Genomic DNA, 18,195 nt, shown 5'->3' with positions numbered 1-18,195 from the left:
ATTTGCCATTAATGATAATTTATTTTTGTTTTTATTGACCTTCAGAACAAAAGCAAAAGGCCGCATACTGATGCCGCGCTGTCCCCTTCGGCGGGGCGGCTTGTCCAACGTATCCAGGAGAATTGACAATGGCGTTAGGTGTTCCTTCAACCGGCGAGGCCGGCCGGCTCTCCGATCTCGAGCCCTGGAGCGGCGAGCCGCCCCGGGACGAGTTTTTCTGGCTCTCGCAGATCAACAAGGCGACTTTTGTCGTCAACACGCGGCTCGGGCTCCTCGACCGCTCGAAGGTGCCCGCCTGGTGCCGGGCCCTGAAGCGCGTGATCGCGCGGGCCGCGAAGCCCGGCAGCCCGCGGCCCCGGATGTACGTGCGCTACGAGCCGCTGCTTGTGGCCGAGGCCGGGATCGAGGTGACGCTGATGCACGCGGGCCGCTCCTCCCAGGACATGCACGCGACCTTCCAGCGGGCGATGATCCGCGACGAGACGCTTGCGCTGATGAAGGCGCTCAACCGCGTGCGCGCGGCGCTGCTGCGGCTCTGCGATGAAAACCGCTCGACGATCGTCCCCTGCTACACGAACGGCGTGGCCGCCCAGCCCGACAGCCTCGCACACGCCTGGCTCGGGCACCTTGAGGGCTTCAGGCGCGATTTCGACAGCCTGCGCGAGTTCTGGGCCCGGCTCAACCTCTCGCCCATGGGCACCACGGTGCTCAACGGCACGCCCTGGCCGCTCGACCGCCGCGCGATGGCCTCGTACCTGGGCTTTGACGGCATCGTGGACAACGCCTACGACGCGGGGCAGATTTCGGCGGTGGACGTGCCGGTCGAGGCGGGGCTCAAGCTCGCCGGACCGCTGCTTCACGTCACCCAGTTCATTCAGGACGTGATGACGCAGTACGCGCAGCCCCGCCCCTGGATCCTCGTGACGAGCACCTACGCCTCCTCGGCCATGCCGCAGAAACGGAACCCGGGCAGCCTGATCGACGTCCGGCGCGACGCAAACGAGGTCCTCGGCCGCGTCTCCTCCATCCTTTTCCGCGCGCACGACCTCGCCCCCGGCATGTACGACGTGAAGGACGAGCAGCTTAACCGCACGATCCTCGCTGACGCGGCGCGTGTGCTCGAGGCCTTCGCCGGGGTGCTGGGGCTGCTGCGCGTGAACGCGGAGCGTGCGCTCGAGGAGCTCAACCTCGACTGGACCGCCTCGCAGAACATCGCCGACGTGATGATGCAGCGCTTCGGCATCCCCTTCAGGGAGGGCCACAGGTTCGCGAGCGAACTGGTCACCTACGCGAGGCAGAGGTCGCTCACGCCGCTCACGCTGAGCTACTCGGAAGCGAAGGCGGTCTACGAGGGCATGGTTGAAAAAGAGGGGCTTGCCGGCATTCCGAAAGAGTTCCCCTTTGGCGAGAAGGACTTTCGGGAGACGCTCGACCCCCGTGCGATCGTCGAGGGACGGCGCACCGAGGGCGGCCCGCAGGCCCCGGAGCTCGAGCGGCTCTCGAAGGGAGCCCGGGAGCGCCTTCAGGCCGACGAGGCCTGGACGGGCGGGGTCGAGTCGAAGCTGCAGGCGGCCGAGAGCCGGCTGGAGAAAGACTTCACGGCGCTCTGCGCGTAAAAAGGAGGTGCAGGCGGGCCGGGGGCGATGCCTTTCAGATGCGGCGCCCCAGCATCCTTTTGGGGGCCGCAGGACGCGCCGGGAGGAAAAAATACGGGGTCGCCCCGCCTGCCCCCGGGCGGAGAGAAGCCGTGTAATCCTATTCGATCCTCACCTTCTCGTAGAGCGGATTACGGGCTAGCTCGCCTCCTTTTCTGAACACGGCGCCGGCCGCCTTGTCGCCCTGCAGCCAGTAGAGGAACCAGGCGGTCACGTAGCCGTCGGCTTTGTAGAGCATCTCTCCGTGGTCGGACTCCCTGCGAATGGCCATGACTCTGAAGGGGCTTCGGGAGGAAAGCTCGAAAAGGCGCAGCAGCTCCTGGGGCGGGATGATGATCCGGCTGTCGAAGAATCCGCTGCCCGCGAGGTAGAAGACCGGGATCTCCACCTTCTCAGGGGCATAGGTCCATTTGAGGTTCCGGGCCAGGGGCAGCCCGGTGGGCGACTCGACTGCGGCCGCCTTGTAAAGCCGGCGGCCGGGCTGGACCGTTACGGCGTTGACGGCGCCCACGCCTCCCTGGGAGTGTCCGAAGGCGCCGACCGCTTTCCGGTCGACGCGGCGGTAGAAAACGCTGCCCTTCCTCTCGTTTTCCGCGAGCAGCCACTCGAGGCTCTTCTGTGCGGACAGACCTTCCCAGGAGTTCTCGTCCTCGCTGCCGAGGATAATGAAGCCCCAGGAGGCGAAATGCCTCATCATGGCCGCGGCGCTCGAGGCGCGCACGCCTGTTCCGTTGCATAGGACGAGAACCGGGCGGGCTTTCTCCGCTTCAGCGAGGCCGGCCGGATACCAGACGATGTACTTCTTCCATTTCTCAGGGACCGGATGCTCTAGGTTTGCCGTGGGAAAAGGCCCTGGCCGGAGATATTTCTGCTCCAGGGGCGCCTGCGTCTTCACGGCGGTCTCATACCGGTCGGGAACCGCCGAGCCCAGGGCGGCCCCGGGGGCGGAGAAGAGGGCGGACAGGCTGCAAAGAGCCAGCACCCCCTGCACAAGCCTCCTGGCCCGGCCAAATAAAGAATGCATGGGGCAGTTGCCCTCCCAATTGGTGATGTTCTTTAAACGCAAAAAACTCCCGGCCGAGGCTCCCTTGACGCACGCGGCTGGGAAGCGCCGCGCCTTTTAGGAGAAGCGGTGAGCCGGGAGCGCTGAAAAAGCCCCGGGGCTTTTAAGACTTTGAAAAGATCAGTGGCAGCCGCAGCCGCACGCGTGGACGGCGTCTTCCCGGTTCTCGAGCCGCCCGGCGAGGTAGGCGCTCACGGCGTCGTCGGCCCGGCCTGAGGCCCCGGCCACGAGCTTCGCGCCCGAGGACTCGACCGCGGCGACGGCTCCGGTGCCGATGCCGCCGCAGATCACCACGTCGGGCTTCACGGCCGCGAGGTCCGCGGACTTTGCGGTGTGGCCCGTGCCCTGGGAGGCGACGAGGGACGAGGCCTTCACGGCACCGTTTTCAACCTCGTAGACCTTGAAGGCCGGGGCGCGGCCGAAATGCTGGAAAATCTCTTCGCCTTCGACGGGAACGGCAATCTTCATGACAGACTCCTTTTCTAAGCAGGTGGTTTCGATAGGGGGGATTCTATGCCTGAGACCGCGCCGGCCGGAGCTTTCCTTCAGGCTCGCTTTCCCATAGAAGCGGCTGTTCCGAACTCACAGGACTGTTACCGGGCGGGAGGCTCTTTCCCAAGCGGAAGGGCGGCTTCCGGGCCCAATGGAAAAGGGGCGCCCCGGAAGGATCCGGCGCGCCCCTTTGGAGAGTCCCTGCGGACGCCCTCCAGAGAGAGCGCCCGCAGGGAGTTCCTGGTCTTACTTCTTCAGCTGCGAGGTGCGGCTGTAGATGTAGGCCTGCTGGCCCGCGATGTGGCCGAAGGTCACGATGTCGGCCTGGGCGTTGCCGCCGAGGCGGTTGCCGCCGTGCACGCCGCCGGTCACTTCGCCCGCGGCGAAGAGGCCCGGAATCACGCGCCCGGTGGTGTCATAGACCTGGGTCTTCGTGTCGATCTTCACGCCGCCCATCGTGTGGTGCACGGCCGGGGTGATGGTGATCGCGTAGAACGGGGCCTTGTTGAGGGCGCGCGGAAGGTTCTCGCGGCCGAACTGCTTGTCGCTCTTCGCGGCCACGGCGGCGCCGTAGTCCTTGAGCGTCGCCTTGAGGGCGGCGGCCGGGACCTTCATCTTGGCGGCGAGCTCATCGAGCGTGTTGGCGCTCAGGCAGTACTTCTGCTTGATGTAGCCGTTGGTCGCCTTCAGGGACTTCTGCATGTCGGAGTCGAAGAAGAGCCAGGCGGTCTTGCCGGGCTGCTTGAGGATCGCGGCGGAAACCTTGTCGCGGGTCTCGAGCTCGTTGTAGAAGCGCTTGCCCTCGTTGTTGACGAGGATGGCGCCGTTGCCGCGCACGGCCTCGGTGATCATCGTGCCGTCACCCGGAACCACGGTCGGGTGGGTCTGGATTTCGGTCATGTCGATCAGGGCAGCGCCCGCCTTTTCAGCCATCTTCAGGCCGTCGCCGGTCGCGCCGGGATGGTTCGTGGTGGAGAAGCCCTTCAGGCGCGGCACGTAGGAGGCGACCATCGCGTTGTTCGCGCCGAAGCCGCCGGCCGCGATCACCACGGCCTTCGCGTTGATCGTGTACTCGCCGTCCGGACCCTTCACGGTGATGCCGGTCACCTTGCCGTTCGCCTTGTTGATCGACTCGGCGCGGGTGTTCACGCGGATGTCGATCTTGCGGTTTTCAGCGGCGGTGTAGAGCGTGCGGATCACCTCCGGTCCCACCAGGGCGCCGCCGGTCGGGCGGTGCGTGCGGGGACGGGTCGCGCCGGCCATGAGGCCCACGTCATGGAAGTCGCCGCCCAGGGCGAGCAGCCAGTCGACGGAGTCCTTCGCGTGCTCGGCCAGAGTACGGACGAGGTCCGGATTGTTTTTCCAGTGGCCGCCCTTCATCGTGTCGTAGAACATGATTTCGGGGGTGTCGTAGATGCCCTTGGCCTGCTGCAGGGGCGTCGCGGCAGCGTTCAGGCCGCCGGCGGCGCGCGTCGTGTTGCCGCCCGGGAAGGCCATCTTCTCGACCACGATCACCTTGGCGCCGAGGTCGTGGGCCTCGACCGCGGAAGCAAGGCCCGCGCCGCCCGCGCCGACCACGACCACATCGGTGTTCACATTCTGGGCCGCGTTCGCGGTGCCGAAAGCCGCAGCAACGGCTAAAGCAAGAACAATCTTCTTCATCATCTCTCCACTATTGGAGGCGGCCTCTTTGCAGCGAAAGAGCCCGCCGGTTGAAATCTGCCTCTGTGCCCCGGGGGTACAGTGCGCAAACTGAAACAGATGTGATTATAAAGAAGAGCGCGGGCTTAAAAATACTACCAAATAGGTATTTATGGAAATTTACATTTAAAGCCGCTTCATCGGAAGGACACTCATCTAACTGTATTGAGAAAAAAGAGAAAAAATAGGTAAAAGTGTGTTGCGTAAAAACAACACTGCCTTTGTGCGCAATCAATAAGTGGGTATGATCCGAATGTTTCCAGGGCTGTCATCCTCAGCGGCGGCCCTGGTTTCGATCTACAAGTTTTACAGATCATCACGAAGGAGAAAAAATGAAAAAGTCTCTCGTTGCGGCCGTCCTCGCGGGCGCTTTCGCCACTTCGGCCTACGCTGCCCCCTCGGTCACGCTCTACGGCCTGATCGACACGGGCGTGAACTACACCCACTACCGCGCCGACGACGGCACGGACTCCACCGACACCTTCTCGATGAAGAGCAGCCAGGCCGCCGGCTCCCGCTGGGGTCTGCGCGGTTCTGAGGACCTCGGCAACGGCGTGAAGGTGGGCTTCACGCTGGAGTCGGGCATGAACACCGACGACGGCACGCAGACGATGAGCCGTCTCTTCGGCCGTGAAGCTTCCGTGAACGTCTCGGGCTCCTACGGCACGCTCTACGCCGGGCGCCTGGGCAAGGTGACGAGCACCGCGGGCTCCATCGCCATGGGCTCTGCGGTCACCCCGTTTGGCGTCCTCTACGGCGACGCGGGCGTCGAGTACTTCACCGGCACCGACTGGGGCCGCACCGACAACACGATCGCCTACCGCACCCCCGCGGTCGGCGGCCTGAGCCTCACGGCCGAGTACTCCTTCAAGACCGACCAGGTCTCCAACACCACCGGCGTTGAGAACAAGGCCTCTGCCGACCGCTACGCAGCCCTGGGCCTCAACTACAAGGCCGGTGCCTTCCACGGCGTGCTGCTCGCTGACTACACGATGTGGAAGAACAGCGGCAACACCGCCAACACCGACAACGGCTACAGCATCCTGCTCGGCGGCAACTACAACTTCGGCTTCATGACCCTTTACGCGCAGGCCAACTACTTCGACAACCAGGCGATCGTGCGCAAGGGCCTCGCCAACCTCACGCTGGGCGACGTGAAGCACACCGCCACGCTCGCCAATGAGGGCTACGAAGGCTGGGGCGTGTCGGTTGGCGCCAAGGTGCCCGCCTTCGGCGGCAACTTCCTCGCTCAGGTGGGCTACCGCGACGCCGAGGGCGTGAAGGGCGACGAGGAGTACAAGCGCTTTGGCGTGGGCCTCGCCTACACCTATCCGTTCTCGAAGCGCACCAATGTCTACGGCGCTGCGACCTACGCTCAGGAAAAGGACGATCTGAAGGATCAGACCCCGAACGCGACCTCCGTCATGGTGGGCCTGGTGCACCGCTTCTAATGGGGGCGTAAAGCCTGCCGCGGGGCAGGCGGCCGAAAGGAACTCCTCCCGGCCGCTCCCCGCCTGAAGGCTTTTGAAAGTCAGAAAGAGCCGCCTTTCCCTTGCCGGGGAAGGCGGCTCTTAAACTGTCGGGGCTCCGGATTGCGCGCGGCTTTCAGAGGCTTGCGATCTTGCCCGCGAACCCGAGGAAAAGGGAGCCTTCGAGCGCGCTGCCCAGCCGGCCGAGCCCGGGGCGGGCGGCGACCAGACGGCTGATCCTCGAGCCCGCGAAGGCGAGGCTGCTCATATAGAGCACGCTGAAGGCCTCGAGAATCGAGGCGAGCACGAGGTAGGGCACCCAGGGTCTCGGGTAGGCCGGGTCGATGAACTGGACGAAAAACGAGACGTAAAAGAGGATCGCCTTCGGGTTCGTGACGGAAAGAAGGAGCGCGGTCTTAAAGGGAGCCTTCCCTCCGGAGGACGGGGCGGCGCCCTCCTGCGGCGCGCGGCCGCGCCGCCTCATGGTTCTCGCGAGCGCGCCAAGCCCCAGCCAGGCGAGGTAGCCCGCGCCCGCGAACCGCACCGCGGTGAAAAGCGCGGGGTGGGCCTGCAGGATCGAGGCGATCCCGAGGAACGCGCAGGCGATGAGGATGGCGTCGCCCAGAAAGACCGCGCAGGCGGCCTGCATGGCGCTGGGGGCGCCTTTGGTCACGCTCGTTTTGAGAACGAAAAGAGAGTTGGGGCCGGGCATGAGCACAAGCACGAGCGCGCCGAGCGCGTAGGTCCAGAGGTTGACGACGCCGAGATTTTCAAGCATGGGACAGGACTCCTCGCGGCCTTCGGTCTTCGCCCGGAAGGGCCGCGGACAATAAAAAAAGCGGATTCGGTTTCTCGCCCGACCGCTTTTCACCGCCGGCCGCTCCGCTCCGTTCTTACGCATTCATCAGGAGAAGAGCTGCCGGCGTGGTCCGCGGGCGGGATCTCTTGGGACTGAATGCATTCAAAAGAGGGAAAGACCTGCTTTTTCCTGTCTTCCAATCTGACGCGCGTTCCAGGCCGCGTGCGGCCTGAGCGCAACGGGATTATATTCAAATTTCTGTGTTTTTGTCTTTCTGCCGCAGCGTAAAAAAGAGGACGGGCATAAATGGACAGCCTTTATTTCAATGCGAAGGTTTTCACCGGCGAGGGGCCGGACAAGTTCGCGGACGCCTTCCGGATCAAGAACGGGCGCTTCGCCTGGGTGGGCAGGCTCGAGGGCGCGCCCGAGCCCGGCGCGGTGGACCTGGGCGGCGCCGCGGTGGTGCCGGGCTTCATCGAGGCGCACACGCACCCGCTGCTCGTCGCGCAGACGATTCACGCGGTGCCCTGCACGATCCCCGCGGTGCACAGCATCGCCGAGATCCTCGAGGCGCTCAGGAAGCACCCGAACTTCGGGCGCGGCCCGAATGACTGGATCATGGGCTGGGGGCACGACGAGAGCAAGCTCGCCGAGCACAGGACGCCCACGCGCCACGACCTGGACCGCGTGAGCACCACCCAGCCCGTCTACCTGCTGCGCTCCGACGTGCACTCCGGGGTCTGCAACACGCGGGCCCTTGAGTTGGCCGGCATCACGCGCGACACCCCCGATCCCCAGGGCGGGAAAATCGGGCACGACCCCGACGGGGAGCCGAACGGCGTCTTCACCGAGCTCTCCGCGAACCGCCTGATCCAGCGCGCGATCGAGCGCCCGGACTTCGAGAACGCCGTGCGGGCGATGGCCGAGTGCGCTCCGCACTACCGGGAGCGCGGCTATGCGGCGATCACCGAGATGATGGCGAAAACCGGGGGCGAGACCGACACGCTCCGCGTCTTCCGGGCGGCGGCCGGGCGGGGGCTCTACACGCAGGCCGGGCTCTACCGCATCTGGACGGGCGGCGACGACCCCAGAGGGATGCCCGACCTCACCGAGGATGAAAAGACCGGCCGCATCCGCGTGGAAGGCATCAAGCTTTTCGCCGACGGCTCCATTTCCGGGCAGACCGCCTGGGTGGACGAGCCCTACAAGGGCAGCTCCTCGCACGGCATGTGCACGCTGGAGCTCCCCGTGCTTGCGGCCGCGGTCGAGTACGCGAAGCGAAACGGGATTCAGGTCTCGATCCACGTGATGGGCGACCTCTCGATCCAGCGGATCGTCGATTTCTTCGAAGGGAAGAAGGGCTGGCTCGAGCGGGTTCCCAGCGTCCGCCTCGAGCACGTCTCCCTCATCACGAAGCGCCAGCTCGAGCAGATCCGCCGCCAGGCCGTGAACTACGGCCTCACCACGCAGATCATCTTCGCCTTCGCCGAGTACGAGGGCTACGAGCAGGCGCTCGTCCCCGAGGTGTTCGCGCGCATGTACCCGGTGCGCTCGCTCGTCGAGAGCGGCGTGCCCTTCGCGCTTTCCTCCGACGCTCCGGCCACCACCTGGATGGATCCGGAGAACGTGTTCGTTTCGGTGAAGGCCGCGGTGCTGCGCCGCACCTACAACGGCGTCTCGATCAACCCGGACCAGGCGGTCTCCGTGGGCGAGGCGCTCTACCGCTACACGGGCGGGGCCGCAAAGCTCCTTTCCTTCGAAGACCCCGTGGGGATGATCGCCCCGGGGTTTGAGGCGGACTTCAGCGTGCTCTCGGACGACCCCTTCGCGATAGAGCCGGAAGCTCTCGACACGGTCCGGATCGCCTCCTTCTACCACGCGGGAAGGCTCGTCTACACCGAGGGCTGAGAACGGGAAGCGGAAAGAGGCCCTTTCCCTTTGGCCCGGCCGGGCGGCATGCCGCGCGGCCGGGCTTATCTCACCCGTCCCCCCTGAGACTTTAAAGGGCCGCCTTCCGGGGGAGGATCTTCTTCTGGTGGTGCCAGTAGAGGGCGCACAGCGCCACGGTGGTCGCGATCCAGCTGATGGGGTAGACCGTCATCAGCGTTTCAAAGGTGGGCGAGGCGGCAAACGCGGTGTAGACCCAGATCACGCGGATGCTGCAGATCAGCACGAGCGTGATCACGGCCGGCGGCAGCGAATACCCGTAGCCCCTCATCGCGTCCGAGACCGTTTCCATGATGACGTTCACGGGCTCCAGGGTCACGACGTAGAGAATTCGCACGAAGCCCAGCGCGATCACTGCCTCGCTCGTCGTGAACAGCGAGAGCAGCTCCCGCCCGGCCGCGAGCACGACCCCGATCAGCAGGAACGTCACCGCGAAGTTGAGCAGCATCGACACCCAGGTCGCGCGCCGGCAGCGCTCGAGGTTCCCCGCGCCGTAGTTCTGGCTCACGAAGGTCGTGGCCGAAAGCCCGAAGGCGTTGATGAAGCAGTAGATGTTGATTTCGATCGTGAAGCCCGCCACGGACCCCGCCATCGCGTCCGGCCCCAGGCTGTTGATCGCCGACTGGATGACGAGGTTCGAGAGCGAAAAGACCATGCTCTGGACGGCGGCGGGCATCCCGATGCGGAAGATCGCCCGGGCGCTGCGCCGGTCGGAGGCAAAGAGCTTTCTGCGATCAATCCTCAGGGGGCCCTCGACCTTCGTGAGCTTCACGTAGAGGATCGAGGCGGCAAGGAGGTTCGCGAGCACGGTGGCCAGCGCGACGCCCCCGACGTCAAGCCCGAGCGCGAGCACGAAAAAGAGGTTCCCCGCGATGTTGAAGAGGCTGCCCGCGATGAGCGCGTAAAGCGGCGTGCGGGTGTCGCCCGTACTCCTGTAGATGGCGGCGAGGAAGTTGTAGACCGCGACGAAGGGCAGGCCGAGCAGCAGCACCCGAAGGTACGTTTCCGAATATGCGGCGACCGAGGCGGGGACCCCGAGCAGCGACGTGAAGGGGCCGGCCAGCGCTTCGCCCAGCGCGAGGGTCGCAAGCCCGTACTTTACCGCCTGGGTGAGGGCCGTGTGCACGGCCGTGTTCGCCTCCCCGGGACTGCCCATCCCGATGAAGCGCGCGACAACGACGTTCGCGCCGAGCGCGAGCCCCATGAAGAGGCTCACGATGAGGCCGATCACCGGCACGTTGTTGCCGACCGCGGCCATCGCCTCGCTCGAGACGAAGCGGCCGAGCACGACCACGTCCGCGGTGTTGAAGAGCTGCTGCATCACTCCGGTGAAGGCAAGCGGCAGGGCAAAAATAAAGATTTTGTCCCAGAGCGTCCCGTGCAGCATGTCGATGTCGCGTTTGTTTGACGCCATGACTGACCCCCTCCGTGAGCGAAAAGATTCATTCTACGGCTGCCGCAGGTCAGTGTCTTGCCTGAAAGGGCGCCGCGGCTGCCCCTTTATGCCGGTCTTTCGGAGGAGGCCCCGCCCGGCCGGACTTCCTTAAAGGCGGCCGAAGCCGGGCTCCGCGGCGAAATGCATCAGGCGGCCCTCCGCCGGGTGCTCGAACTCGATTTCGGCCATGTGAAGGCACAGCGGCCGCCCGGAGCGAAGCGCGAGCGAGCCCTGCGAGCCGTAGATCGAGTCGCCCTCGATCGGGCAGCCCAGTCCCGCGGGGTGCGCGCAGTGGATCCGCAGCTGGTGCGTGCGCCCGGTCTCGGGAAGGAGGTCCACGAGCGCCCGTCGCCGCCCGTCCGCGCACTTGAGGACCGAGGCGGTCTCAAAGCGCGTCGCGGCCTCCTTGCCGCCGGCCGCCGGGGGAAGCACCATGTGCCGCGGGAGGTCCATCGCGTCGGCCGCAAGCGGCAGGGCGACCGTTCCGCGGCTTTGCGCGGGCACCCCTTCGAGCAGCGCCCGGTAGCGCTTTCGCACCCGGCGCTCCCGAAAGGCCCGCCCGAGCGCCGAGGCCGCCTCCTGGTTCCTCGCGAAAAGGAGGATGCCGGACGTTTCCATGTCGAGCCGGTGCACGGCAAAGAGCGACCCGAAGCGCTGCTCGAGGAGCCTTTTCGCGCTCCAGACCTCGCGCGTCCCGGGCACCGAGGGCAGGCCCGAGGGCTTGTTCACGACGACGAGATCCTGATCCTCGTAGAGCACGGGCAGATCCATCGGCCCCAGGCAGAGGGGCCTCTCAGGGCCCGAGCCGCACCCTTCAAGGAGGAAGCGCACGAGGGGAGCCGCGGTCCGGGCCGGGGGATAGAAGGCGCCGGGCCAGCGGACTTCCTGCGGGGGAGGCGCCCCGACCCACCACTCGGCGCTGCCTTCGGGCTCCCAGCCGCGATAAGCGACGTTCCTTTCAAGAAGGAGCCGCACGGTGGGGGAGGAGATCGCCCGGCAGAAAGCCTCCCGCCACTGCCCCGCGTGCCGGGCGGACAGGGGCTGCGAGCGCCCGGAGAGAAAGCGCCGGGAGAGTTCCGTGAGGCTCGCTTTTTCGCCCCGGCCGTTCACGAGCTCAACTTTCGGCATCTCAGGCTCGAGCCGCTCGGGCCAGAGAGCGCCATGAAGATCCTCCCAGCGCGCGGGGGCGCTCAGAAGGGGCTCGAAGGCGTAGAGCGCCTGATGCTCCGGCCCCCGGCGCAACACGAGCACCCCGGCCCGTCCCCTGAAGCCCGCGGGCGCCGGGGCGCGCCCGGCCGCTTCCCGGGCCTCTTTGGAGGGGGGCTCTGAAAAGGGAAAGCCGATCACGCCTCCTCCGGAAGCCTGAAGGTGATGAAGCCGTGGCCCGCGGCGGGCAGGAACCGCCCGGTGAAGTCGGCGACGGCGATCTTCAGGCTGCAGCCGTTGTCGCAGGGATGGCAGTCGATGAAGGGCTCGCGAAGGATCGACTCCTCGAGGGCGAGCTGCACGCGCGAGTCCCGGTCGAAGATGAGGCCGAGCGGCCCCACGGAGCCGGGGAAGGCGTGAAGGAGCTCCCCGATTTCTTCCGGGGAGGCAAAGGAGAGGTGCCCGGTGCCAAGCGCCCGGGCGACCGCGCCCGAGGGAAAGCGCCGCCCGCCCGGGATCATGAAGAGGAAGAACTTCCCCTTCCTGTTTTTAAAAAGGAGGTTCTTGCAGCAGAACGACCCCAGGCGGCGCGCGACTTCAAGCCCCTCCTGGGCGGTGTGGATCGGCTCGTAGTCGAGCCGCTCAAAGGGGATGCCTGCCTGCTCCAAAAAGCCGATCACGGCCTGACGGTTTTCCTTCGTGTCCATGTCCGGGGTTTCCTGCGGTTGTCCGTTCGTCATTTGTCGTTGACTTCAAGGCGCAGCACGTCGGGCCGCGCGTAGTGCCCGCAGGGGTCGAACTCCATGCGGCTTGCGGCGACCCGGTCCAGGTCGAGGTCGGCGTAAAGGATCGCCTCGCGGTCCCAGACGGGTTCGCAGAGGCAGTGCCCGAAGGGGGCGGCCACGCAGCTGCCGCCCCTGCAGACCGTCTCGGGCAGCGCCTCGACGGCCTCCCGCTCCTCGAGGTCCGCGGGGTAGTCGGAGCGCCGGAAGAACTGGTCGCAGTTGATCACGTAGCAGCGCCCCTCGAGCGCGATGTGGCGCACCGTCGCCTGCCACTCCGGGTTGTCGTTTGTGTTGCAGGAGATGAGGATCGTGACGCCCTTCTGGTAGAGCGCGGCGCGCGCGAGCGGCATGTAGGCCTCCCAGCAGATGAGGCAGCCGATCGGCCCCCAGGGCGTGTCGACCACGGGAAAGAAGTTCCGGTCGGCGTCGCCCCAGACGAGCCGCTCCGCGCCCGTGGGCTTGAGCTTCCTGTGCAGGGCGGCGAGCCTCCCGTCGGGCGCGAAGATCACGTTGCTGTTGTAGAGGGTTCCGGTCACCGGGTCGCGTTCCGAGATCCCGGCGCTCACCCAGGCGCGGGCGGCGCGGGCCGCCTCGCCAAAGAGCTTCGTTTCGGGGCCGGGCACGAGGACCGAGTTCTTCGCGTAGCGCAGCCAGTCGCGCCTGCCCGGCTCCTTTCGGCTGCCCACCGTGAAGCCGAAGGTCATGCCGTAGGGGTAGCCCGGCACGATGAGCTCCGGGAGCACGATGAGGTCGGGCTTTTCCTTGGCGGCCTCGCCGATCAGCTCCGCGCACCGGCGGGCTGAGGCCTCCTTGTCAAAAAGCACGGGGGCGCACTGAATGACCGCGGCGCGGCAGTTTTTCTTCAGATCCTTCAAGGGAGAGCTCCTTTGTGCGGGGAAAAAATGAAAGTTCCGAAACCTTCAAATTATCGCCCCGGGCGGGCGGGGCGGGGACGCCGCCCCGGGGCGCCCGCCGGGGCGGAGAGCGTGCGCCTTTTTCAGTGGGCCGGTCCCCCGGGGAGCGGGTGAGCGAAGGGCCTGAAGGGGAAGTCCTGCTCGCGGCAGCGGCAGACTTCGACATCGAAGGCCGAGGCGGTGTTCCCGCAGGCAAGCGCCGAGGTGGGGACGTCCTCCGTGAGCGTGTTGGAGGAGCCGTGGAGGTCAAGGAGCTCGTCGCCCACCCACTCCGGCTCGAACCACGCGCCGTGCGCGAGCGCGACCGTGCCCTCCATCACGTCCTCCGTGACCGAGGCCCGGGCGAGAAGGGCGCCGCGGGGGCTGCGGGCGAGCACGAGGTCGCCCTGGGCGATGGCGCGGGCGCGGGCGTCCCGCGGGTGGATCCGCAGCCACTCGGGGTCCGAGGGCCCCCGGTCCTTTCTCGGGCAGGGATCGAGCTGGCTGTGCAGCCTGAAGCGGCTCTTCGGGCTCACGAGCCGCAGCGGAAAGCGGCTCCGCACGCGGGGATCCTCCGGGGCGGGGTCGAGCCAGGCGGGGTGCGGCGGGCAGTCCCCGTAGCCGAAGGAGGCGATCTTTTCCGAAAAGAGCTCGATGCGCCCGGAAGGCGTGGGCAGTGGGTGCCGCTCCGGGTCCTCGCGGAAGAGGGCGAAGTCGACGAAGCCGCGGGCTTTCTCCGGAACCGGGAAGGGGACCCAGCCCTTTTCCCAGAACGCGTTGAAGGAGGGGAGCGTGAGCCCGCTTTCCCGGGCCCGGCCGGCCGCCTCCCCGTAGAGACGATGCAGCCACCCCTCTTCATCCAGCCCTTGGGTGAAGGCCTTCCCCACGCCCAGCCTTTCCGCGAGCTCGGAGAAAATCCAGTAGTCGGTGCGCGAGTCGTACATCGGGGGGATGATCCGGTGCATCGCGGCGATCCCGTCCCTCGAGTACTCGCCCACGCCCGAAATGTCGTTTCGCTCGAAGAACGTGCAGGCGGGGAGCACGATGTCGGCCATTTTGGCGGTCGCGCTCCAGTGCGTGTCGCAGACGATCACGGCCTCGAGCTGCTGGGAGCGCCAGGCGTGGTAGAGCCCGAGCGAGTCGGGCTGGTGGGCGAAGGGGTTCCCCCCGCCCCAGAGCATGAGCCGCAGCATGGGGTAGGTGCAGCGCCGCCCGTTGAAGTCGATCGTGCGGCCCGGGTGCCGCAGGCAGTCGGCGAAGCGCGCGGTTGGGATCACGGGGCAGGGCGCGGCGCTTTGGGGGACCGGGAGGTTCTCGACCCAGGGGCCGGCGCTTTCCGGAGCGCCGCCGTCGCCCGTGTGGTTCTCGCCCGAGACGCCGCCGCCCGGCAGCCCCATCTGCCCCAGGAAGGCGGCAAGGGCAAAGCCCGCCCAGTGGAACTGCTCGCCAAAGCGCGCCCGCTGCGGCCCCCAGCCGAGCATCAGGAAGGTCCTGTGGGCGGCGAGCTCGCGGGCGAACCGCGCGATCGTCTCCGCGGGGAGGCCGCAGATCGGAGCGGCCCAGTCCGGGCTCTTCGGGCAGCCGTCGTCTTTGCCCCGCACGTAGTCGAGGAAAGCCTCGAGCCCGTGCACGTGGGTGCGGAGAAAATCCCGGTCGCAGAGGTTCTCTTCGTCGAGCACGTGGATCATCGCGAGCATCAGCGCGGCGTCGGTTCCGGGCCTCACGGGCAGCCACTCGGAGGCAAAGCGCCGGGCCGAAAGCGGCCGCACAGGGTTCACGGCAAAAGTGCGCAGGGCCCCCGAGCGGGCCCTCTGCTCGATCTTTTCCCAGGCCGGTTCGGACGAGTGTACCGTCGAAAACCAGTCGATCTCGTTTGTGACCTCGGGGTCCGCCCCCCAGAAGACGAGCCGCTCGGTGTGCTCCGCGATCACCTCGAGGCACTGCGGCCGCAGGTGCTTCTGGCCCACGACGTAAGGGAGGATTTTCCGCATCGCGGCGTTCGAGTAGTTGTTCTCGCCCCTCACGTACCCGCCCCGCAGGGCGAGCATCCGCCGGATGAGGGCGGCCGGGGCGTGCAGCGCCCCTGAGGACTTCCAGCCGTAGGAGTGCCCGAAGACGGCCGAGGGGCCGTAGAGGTCATAGATCCGGTTGATCTCGGAGCCGGCCAGATCAAGCGCCTCGGGCCAGGAGAGCGCCACCCAGCGGTCCTCGCCCCGCAGGTGGGTGTAGCCGGCCCGCTTTTCCAGAAAGGAGGCCCGTGCGGCGGGCGTGCGGATCCGGTTTTCAAGAAAGGGCAGCTCCGTGACCGCGCGAAGGTTCGGGATTCCGCGCCGGTCGCACTTGAGGGCGGCGGCGCCGATTTTCCCCGCCTGGGGCCAGGCGCGGAAGACGCCCCAGTGCGAGGCGGTGGTCAGTCCCGGTGAAATAGGCTCGTGAGTGCTCATGGTCGCTTGCTCGTATACGGGACTTTATTTTCCGCCATTCATGAAGCTTGTGCGTGCCCCGCCGCCCTGAGCCCTCGCGGAAGTGGCTCGGCCCCGCTTCCATGGCAAAAGGAGGCTGAATGCTTGCGGAATATTCAATATTAAAATTTTTATTTTTACCTTTATTTGAATGCCAGACGCTGTATTTTCAACGGTTTGGAAAGAAATGACCCTCATTTTGAGAATAAAGAAAAAATAATTTTATTATTTTGCAAATCTGGCAGTGAATTTCTCTCTGTTTTCTCGGGCGGGCGCGCCGGAGAATTTTCCCCATGCAGGACGGGGGCTGCCGCAGGAAACGGACAGCCTGAAATTTCAAATGATTTTTAAGGAGAGAAATTTATGATGTTCCGCGCAAAACCCGTTTTAGTGGCCTGCGCAGCCGTTGTGCTGTCGCTTGCGACCGGAACCGCGGCCTATGCGGCCGGCGGCTCCTCCGGAGCTCAGGTGCGGTATGCGAAGCAGGGGCAGATCGGTGAGATCATCACCAACCCCTATAAGATCGCCCCTCTCACCGCGATCATCAGGAACGGTGGTTACCAGCTCACCGGCGTCACCGTGAGGATTGTGCCCAAGCCAAACGGCTCTGAGATCAAGTACACGGTGGATGATTCCGAGCTGCGCACGCACGGCGGCATTCCGGTCTTCGGGCTCTACCCGGACTATGTGAACACGGTCGAAGTCTCCTACACCCGGATTTCGGAAACCGGAGAGAGAAAGGCGATCTCCGAGAAGTACACCATTTACGCGCCGCCGGTCAACACAGAAGTGAACGGTTCGGTCAGCATGAAGTCCACGATGTTCAAGACCCGGGTCGTCAAGAGCGATCCCAAGTTCAAGGACCGCCTCTATCTGGTGAACAATCTCCTGGTGTCTCCCCCGAAGGGCTCCCGGGTGATTTGGAACAACCCCGCGGGCGGTGCCCTGGAATGGTCCTTCTATCCGCAGAATGCCATCATCGACGCCTCGGGCGAGGTGCGCTGGTATCTGAATCCGGACAGCATCTATGATATGGCAAGCGTCTATCACGCCGGGGTCATGATGGGGTTCCAGCAGGGCAAGGACGGAGCCCTCACCTGGGGCTACGGGCAGCGCTACGTGAAGTACGACATCATGGGGCGCAAGATCTTCAACCGCCGCCTGCCGATCAGCTACAACGATTTCTCCCACTCCATGGACCAGGCGCAGAACGGGCATTACTTCCTGCGCGTTGCGAGCAGCGACGTGAAGCGCGCCGACGGCAAGAACGTGAGGAGCGTGCGCGACGTGATCACGGAGCTTTCTCCGGACGGCCGGGTGGTGGACGAATGGCGTCTGTTTGACATTCTCGATCCCTATCGTTCGATCGTGATCAAGTCGCTGGACCAGGGCGCGGTCTGCCTCAACCTGGACGCCAACGCAGCCGGCAAGACGCTTTCCGCCAAGGACCTGGCGGAGCAGGACAAGAGCGACAAGTGGGGCGACATCACCGGGGTCGGCATCGGCCGCAACTGGGCGCACGTGAATTCCGTCGACTATGACCCGACGGATGACTCCATCATCATTTCGTCGCGCCACCAGTCCGCGATCGTCAAGATCGGACGCGACAAGAAGGTGAAGTGGATTCTCGGCGCGCCCGACGGCTGGAAGCCCGAGCTTGCGCGCCTCACGCTCACGCCGGTCGACAAGGACGGCAAGCCCCTGAAGTGCGAGCACGGCATCTGCGAGAACACGGACTTCGACTGGACCTGGACCCAGCATACGGCGTTCCGCATCGATGAGAAGTCCGACAAGCGGTTCGTCTATCTCTCCGTGTTCGACAACGGCGACGGGCGCCACTTTGAGCAGCCGGCCCTGGCTGACATGAAGTACAGCCGCGCCGTCATCTTCAAGATCGACCAGCAGAAGAGGACGGTTCAGCAGCTCTGGGAGTACGGCAAGGAGCTGGGCCACAAGTGGTACAGCCCGGTGACCTCCCTCGTGCAGTACGAGGCGGACAAGGACTCCGTCATGGTCTATTCCGCCACGCCGGAGATGAAGCTCGAGCACGGAAAGGCGGTTGGCGCGCCTAATCCGTATCTGATGGAATTCAACTACGGCTCCAAGACCCCGGCGGTCGAGATCCGAATTTTGGGCTCCATGGGATACCAGGCGATGCCGTTCAGGATCCAGAAGGCGTTCCACCATACGGACGGAAACCTGTGATTTCGCTTTAGGCGGGGGCTGCCGCGGAGGGCTCCTCCCGCCTGAGGAAAATCGGCTTCAAAACAGAAAAAACAGCGCTGCAGACTTTGGCTGCAGCGCTGTTTTGCGCAGGGCCTTCCCCGGGAATGCTCGATGGGGCTTTC

At 65.6% G+C, this 18,195-nt stretch carries 13 protein-coding genes; 4 read left to right on the top strand and 9 right to left on the bottom strand.

Annotated features, from left to right (window positions below):
• Window positions 1-128: 128 nt before the first annotated feature.
• The gene (locus MUN46_RS08415) at window positions 129-1,616 is read left to right on the top strand and encodes a lyase family protein (RefSeq protein ID WP_243376405.1); all 1,488 of its coding nucleotides are present in this window, start codon (window positions 129-131) and stop codon (window positions 1,614-1,616) included.
• A gap of 139 nt (window positions 1,617-1,755) precedes the next feature.
• Here MUN46_RS08415 and MUN46_RS08410 read toward each other — a convergent pair whose 3' ends face one another.
• The 3 genes from MUN46_RS08410 to MUN46_RS08400 form a co-directional block, all read right to left on the bottom strand.
• Window positions 1,756-2,679: a poly(ethylene terephthalate) hydrolase family protein gene (locus tag MUN46_RS08410; RefSeq protein ID WP_243376404.1), complete on the bottom strand. Its 924-nt coding sequence runs from the start codon at window positions 2,677-2,679 to the stop codon at window positions 1,756-1,758.
• A 159-nt stretch (window positions 2,680-2,838) separates the two neighbouring features.
• Window positions 2,839-3,186: a NifB/NifX family molybdenum-iron cluster-binding protein gene (locus tag MUN46_RS08405; RefSeq protein WP_243376403.1), complete on the bottom strand. Its 348-nt coding sequence runs from the start codon at window positions 3,184-3,186 to the stop codon at window positions 2,839-2,841.
• Between the two features lie 270 nt (window positions 3,187-3,456).
• Window positions 3,457-4,872: a flavocytochrome c gene (locus MUN46_RS08400; protein ID WP_243376402.1), complete on the bottom strand. Its 1,416-nt coding sequence runs from the start codon at window positions 4,870-4,872 to the stop codon at window positions 3,457-3,459.
• Window positions 4,873-5,243: 371 nt separating this feature from the next.
• Between MUN46_RS08400 and MUN46_RS08395 the strand changes: the two genes are divergently transcribed.
• Window positions 5,244-6,362 carry a porin gene (locus MUN46_RS08395; protein WP_243376401.1) on the top strand — a complete coding sequence of 373 codons (1,119 nt, stop codon included), beginning with the start codon at window positions 5,244-5,246 and terminating at the stop codon, window positions 6,360-6,362.
• A 154-nt stretch (window positions 6,363-6,516) separates the two neighbouring features.
• Here the strand turns inward: MUN46_RS08395 and leuE are convergent, their stop codons facing one another.
• Window positions 6,517-7,158 (bottom strand): leucine efflux protein LeuE, encoded by a 642-nt coding sequence (gene leuE / locus MUN46_RS08390; protein WP_243376400.1) that lies wholly within the window; start codon window positions 7,156-7,158, stop codon window positions 6,517-6,519.
• A gap of 327 nt (window positions 7,159-7,485) precedes the next feature.
• On the opposite strand from leuE, the gene MUN46_RS08385 reads away from it, so the two are divergent.
• Window positions 7,486-9,087, top strand: a complete 1,602-nt coding sequence (locus MUN46_RS08385) for an amidohydrolase (protein WP_243376399.1) — start codon at window positions 7,486-7,488, stop codon at window positions 9,085-9,087.
• 91 nt (window positions 9,088-9,178) lie between these two features.
• Here MUN46_RS08385 and MUN46_RS08380 read toward each other — a convergent pair whose 3' ends face one another.
• The 5 genes from MUN46_RS08380 to MUN46_RS08360 form a co-directional block, all read right to left on the bottom strand.
• Window positions 9,179-10,540, bottom strand: coding sequence for an MATE family efflux transporter (locus MUN46_RS08380; protein ID WP_243376398.1), 1,362 nt, complete (start codon window positions 10,538-10,540; stop codon window positions 9,179-9,181).
• A gap of 129 nt (window positions 10,541-10,669) precedes the next feature.
• Window positions 10,670-11,908, bottom strand: a complete 1,239-nt coding sequence (locus MUN46_RS08375; protein WP_243376397.1) for an RluA family pseudouridine synthase — start codon at window positions 11,906-11,908, stop codon at window positions 10,670-10,672.
• Window positions 11,905-12,447 (bottom strand): YbaK/EbsC family protein, encoded by a 543-nt coding sequence (locus MUN46_RS08370; protein WP_243376396.1) that lies wholly within the window; start codon window positions 12,445-12,447, stop codon window positions 11,905-11,907. The genes MUN46_RS08375 and MUN46_RS08370 overlap by 4 nt, the downstream gene beginning before the upstream one ends.
• Entirely contained in the window at window positions 12,444-13,367 is a 924-nt protein-coding gene (locus MUN46_RS08365) for a carbon-nitrogen hydrolase family protein (RefSeq protein WP_243376395.1), read from the bottom strand. Before MUN46_RS08365 ends, MUN46_RS08370 begins: the two co-directional genes overlap by 4 nt.
• 122 nt (window positions 13,368-13,489) lie before the next feature.
• A complete protein-coding gene (locus MUN46_RS08360; protein WP_243376394.1) occupies window positions 13,490-15,829 on the bottom strand; it encodes a molybdopterin-dependent oxidoreductase in 2,340 nt (779 codons plus the stop codon).
• A gap of 381 nt (window positions 15,830-16,210) precedes the next feature.
• Between MUN46_RS08360 and MUN46_RS08355 the strand changes: the two genes are divergently transcribed.
• Window positions 16,211-18,052 carry an aryl-sulfate sulfotransferase gene (locus MUN46_RS08355; protein WP_243376393.1) on the top strand — a complete coding sequence of 614 codons (1,842 nt, stop codon included), beginning with the start codon at window positions 16,211-16,213 and terminating at the stop codon, window positions 18,050-18,052.
• The last annotated feature ends 143 nt before the right edge of the window (window positions 18,053-18,195 follow it).

Source organism: Mesosutterella faecium (assembly GCF_022809315.2).
Taxonomy (GTDB): Bacteria; Pseudomonadota; Gammaproteobacteria; order Burkholderiales; family Burkholderiaceae_F; genus Mesosutterella; species Mesosutterella faecium.
This window is presented reverse-complemented; position numbering and strand designations above follow the sequence as displayed.

Bases quoted from the DNA above. Each gene is read 5' to 3' on its own strand.
- MUN46_RS08415 (WP_243376405.1), top strand. From the start codon at position 129: ATGGCGTTAGGTGTTCCTTCAACCGGCGAGGCCGGCCGGCTCTCCGAT.
- MUN46_RS08410 (WP_243376404.1), bottom strand. From the start codon at position 2,679: ATGCATTCTTTATTTGGCCGGGCCAGGAGGCTTGTGCAGGGGGTGCTG.
- MUN46_RS08405 (WP_243376403.1), bottom strand. From the start codon at position 3,186: ATGAAGATTGCCGTTCCCGTCGAAGGCGAAGAGATTTTCCAGCATTTC.
- MUN46_RS08400 (WP_243376402.1), bottom strand. From the start codon at position 4,872: ATGAAGAAGATTGTTCTTGCTTTAGCCGTTGCTGCGGCTTTCGGCACC.
- MUN46_RS08395 (WP_243376401.1), top strand. From the start codon at position 5,244: ATGAAAAAGTCTCTCGTTGCGGCCGTCCTCGCGGGCGCTTTCGCCACT.
- leuE (WP_243376400.1), bottom strand. From the start codon at position 7,158: ATGCTTGAAAATCTCGGCGTCGTCAACCTCTGGACCTACGCGCTCGGC.
- MUN46_RS08385 (WP_243376399.1), top strand. From the start codon at position 7,486: ATGGACAGCCTTTATTTCAATGCGAAGGTTTTCACCGGCGAGGGGCCG.
- MUN46_RS08380 (WP_243376398.1), bottom strand. From the start codon at position 10,540: ATGGCGTCAAACAAACGCGACATCGACATGCTGCACGGGACGCTCTGG.
- MUN46_RS08370 (WP_243376396.1), bottom strand. From the start codon at position 12,447: ATGACGAACGGACAACCGCAGGAAACCCCGGACATGGACACGAAGGAA.
- MUN46_RS08360 (WP_243376394.1), bottom strand. From the start codon at position 15,829: ATGAGCACTCACGAGCCTATTTCACCGGGACTGACCACCGCCTCGCAC.
- MUN46_RS08355 (WP_243376393.1), top strand. From the start codon at position 16,211: ATGATGTTCCGCGCAAAACCCGTTTTAGTGGCCTGCGCAGCCGTTGTG.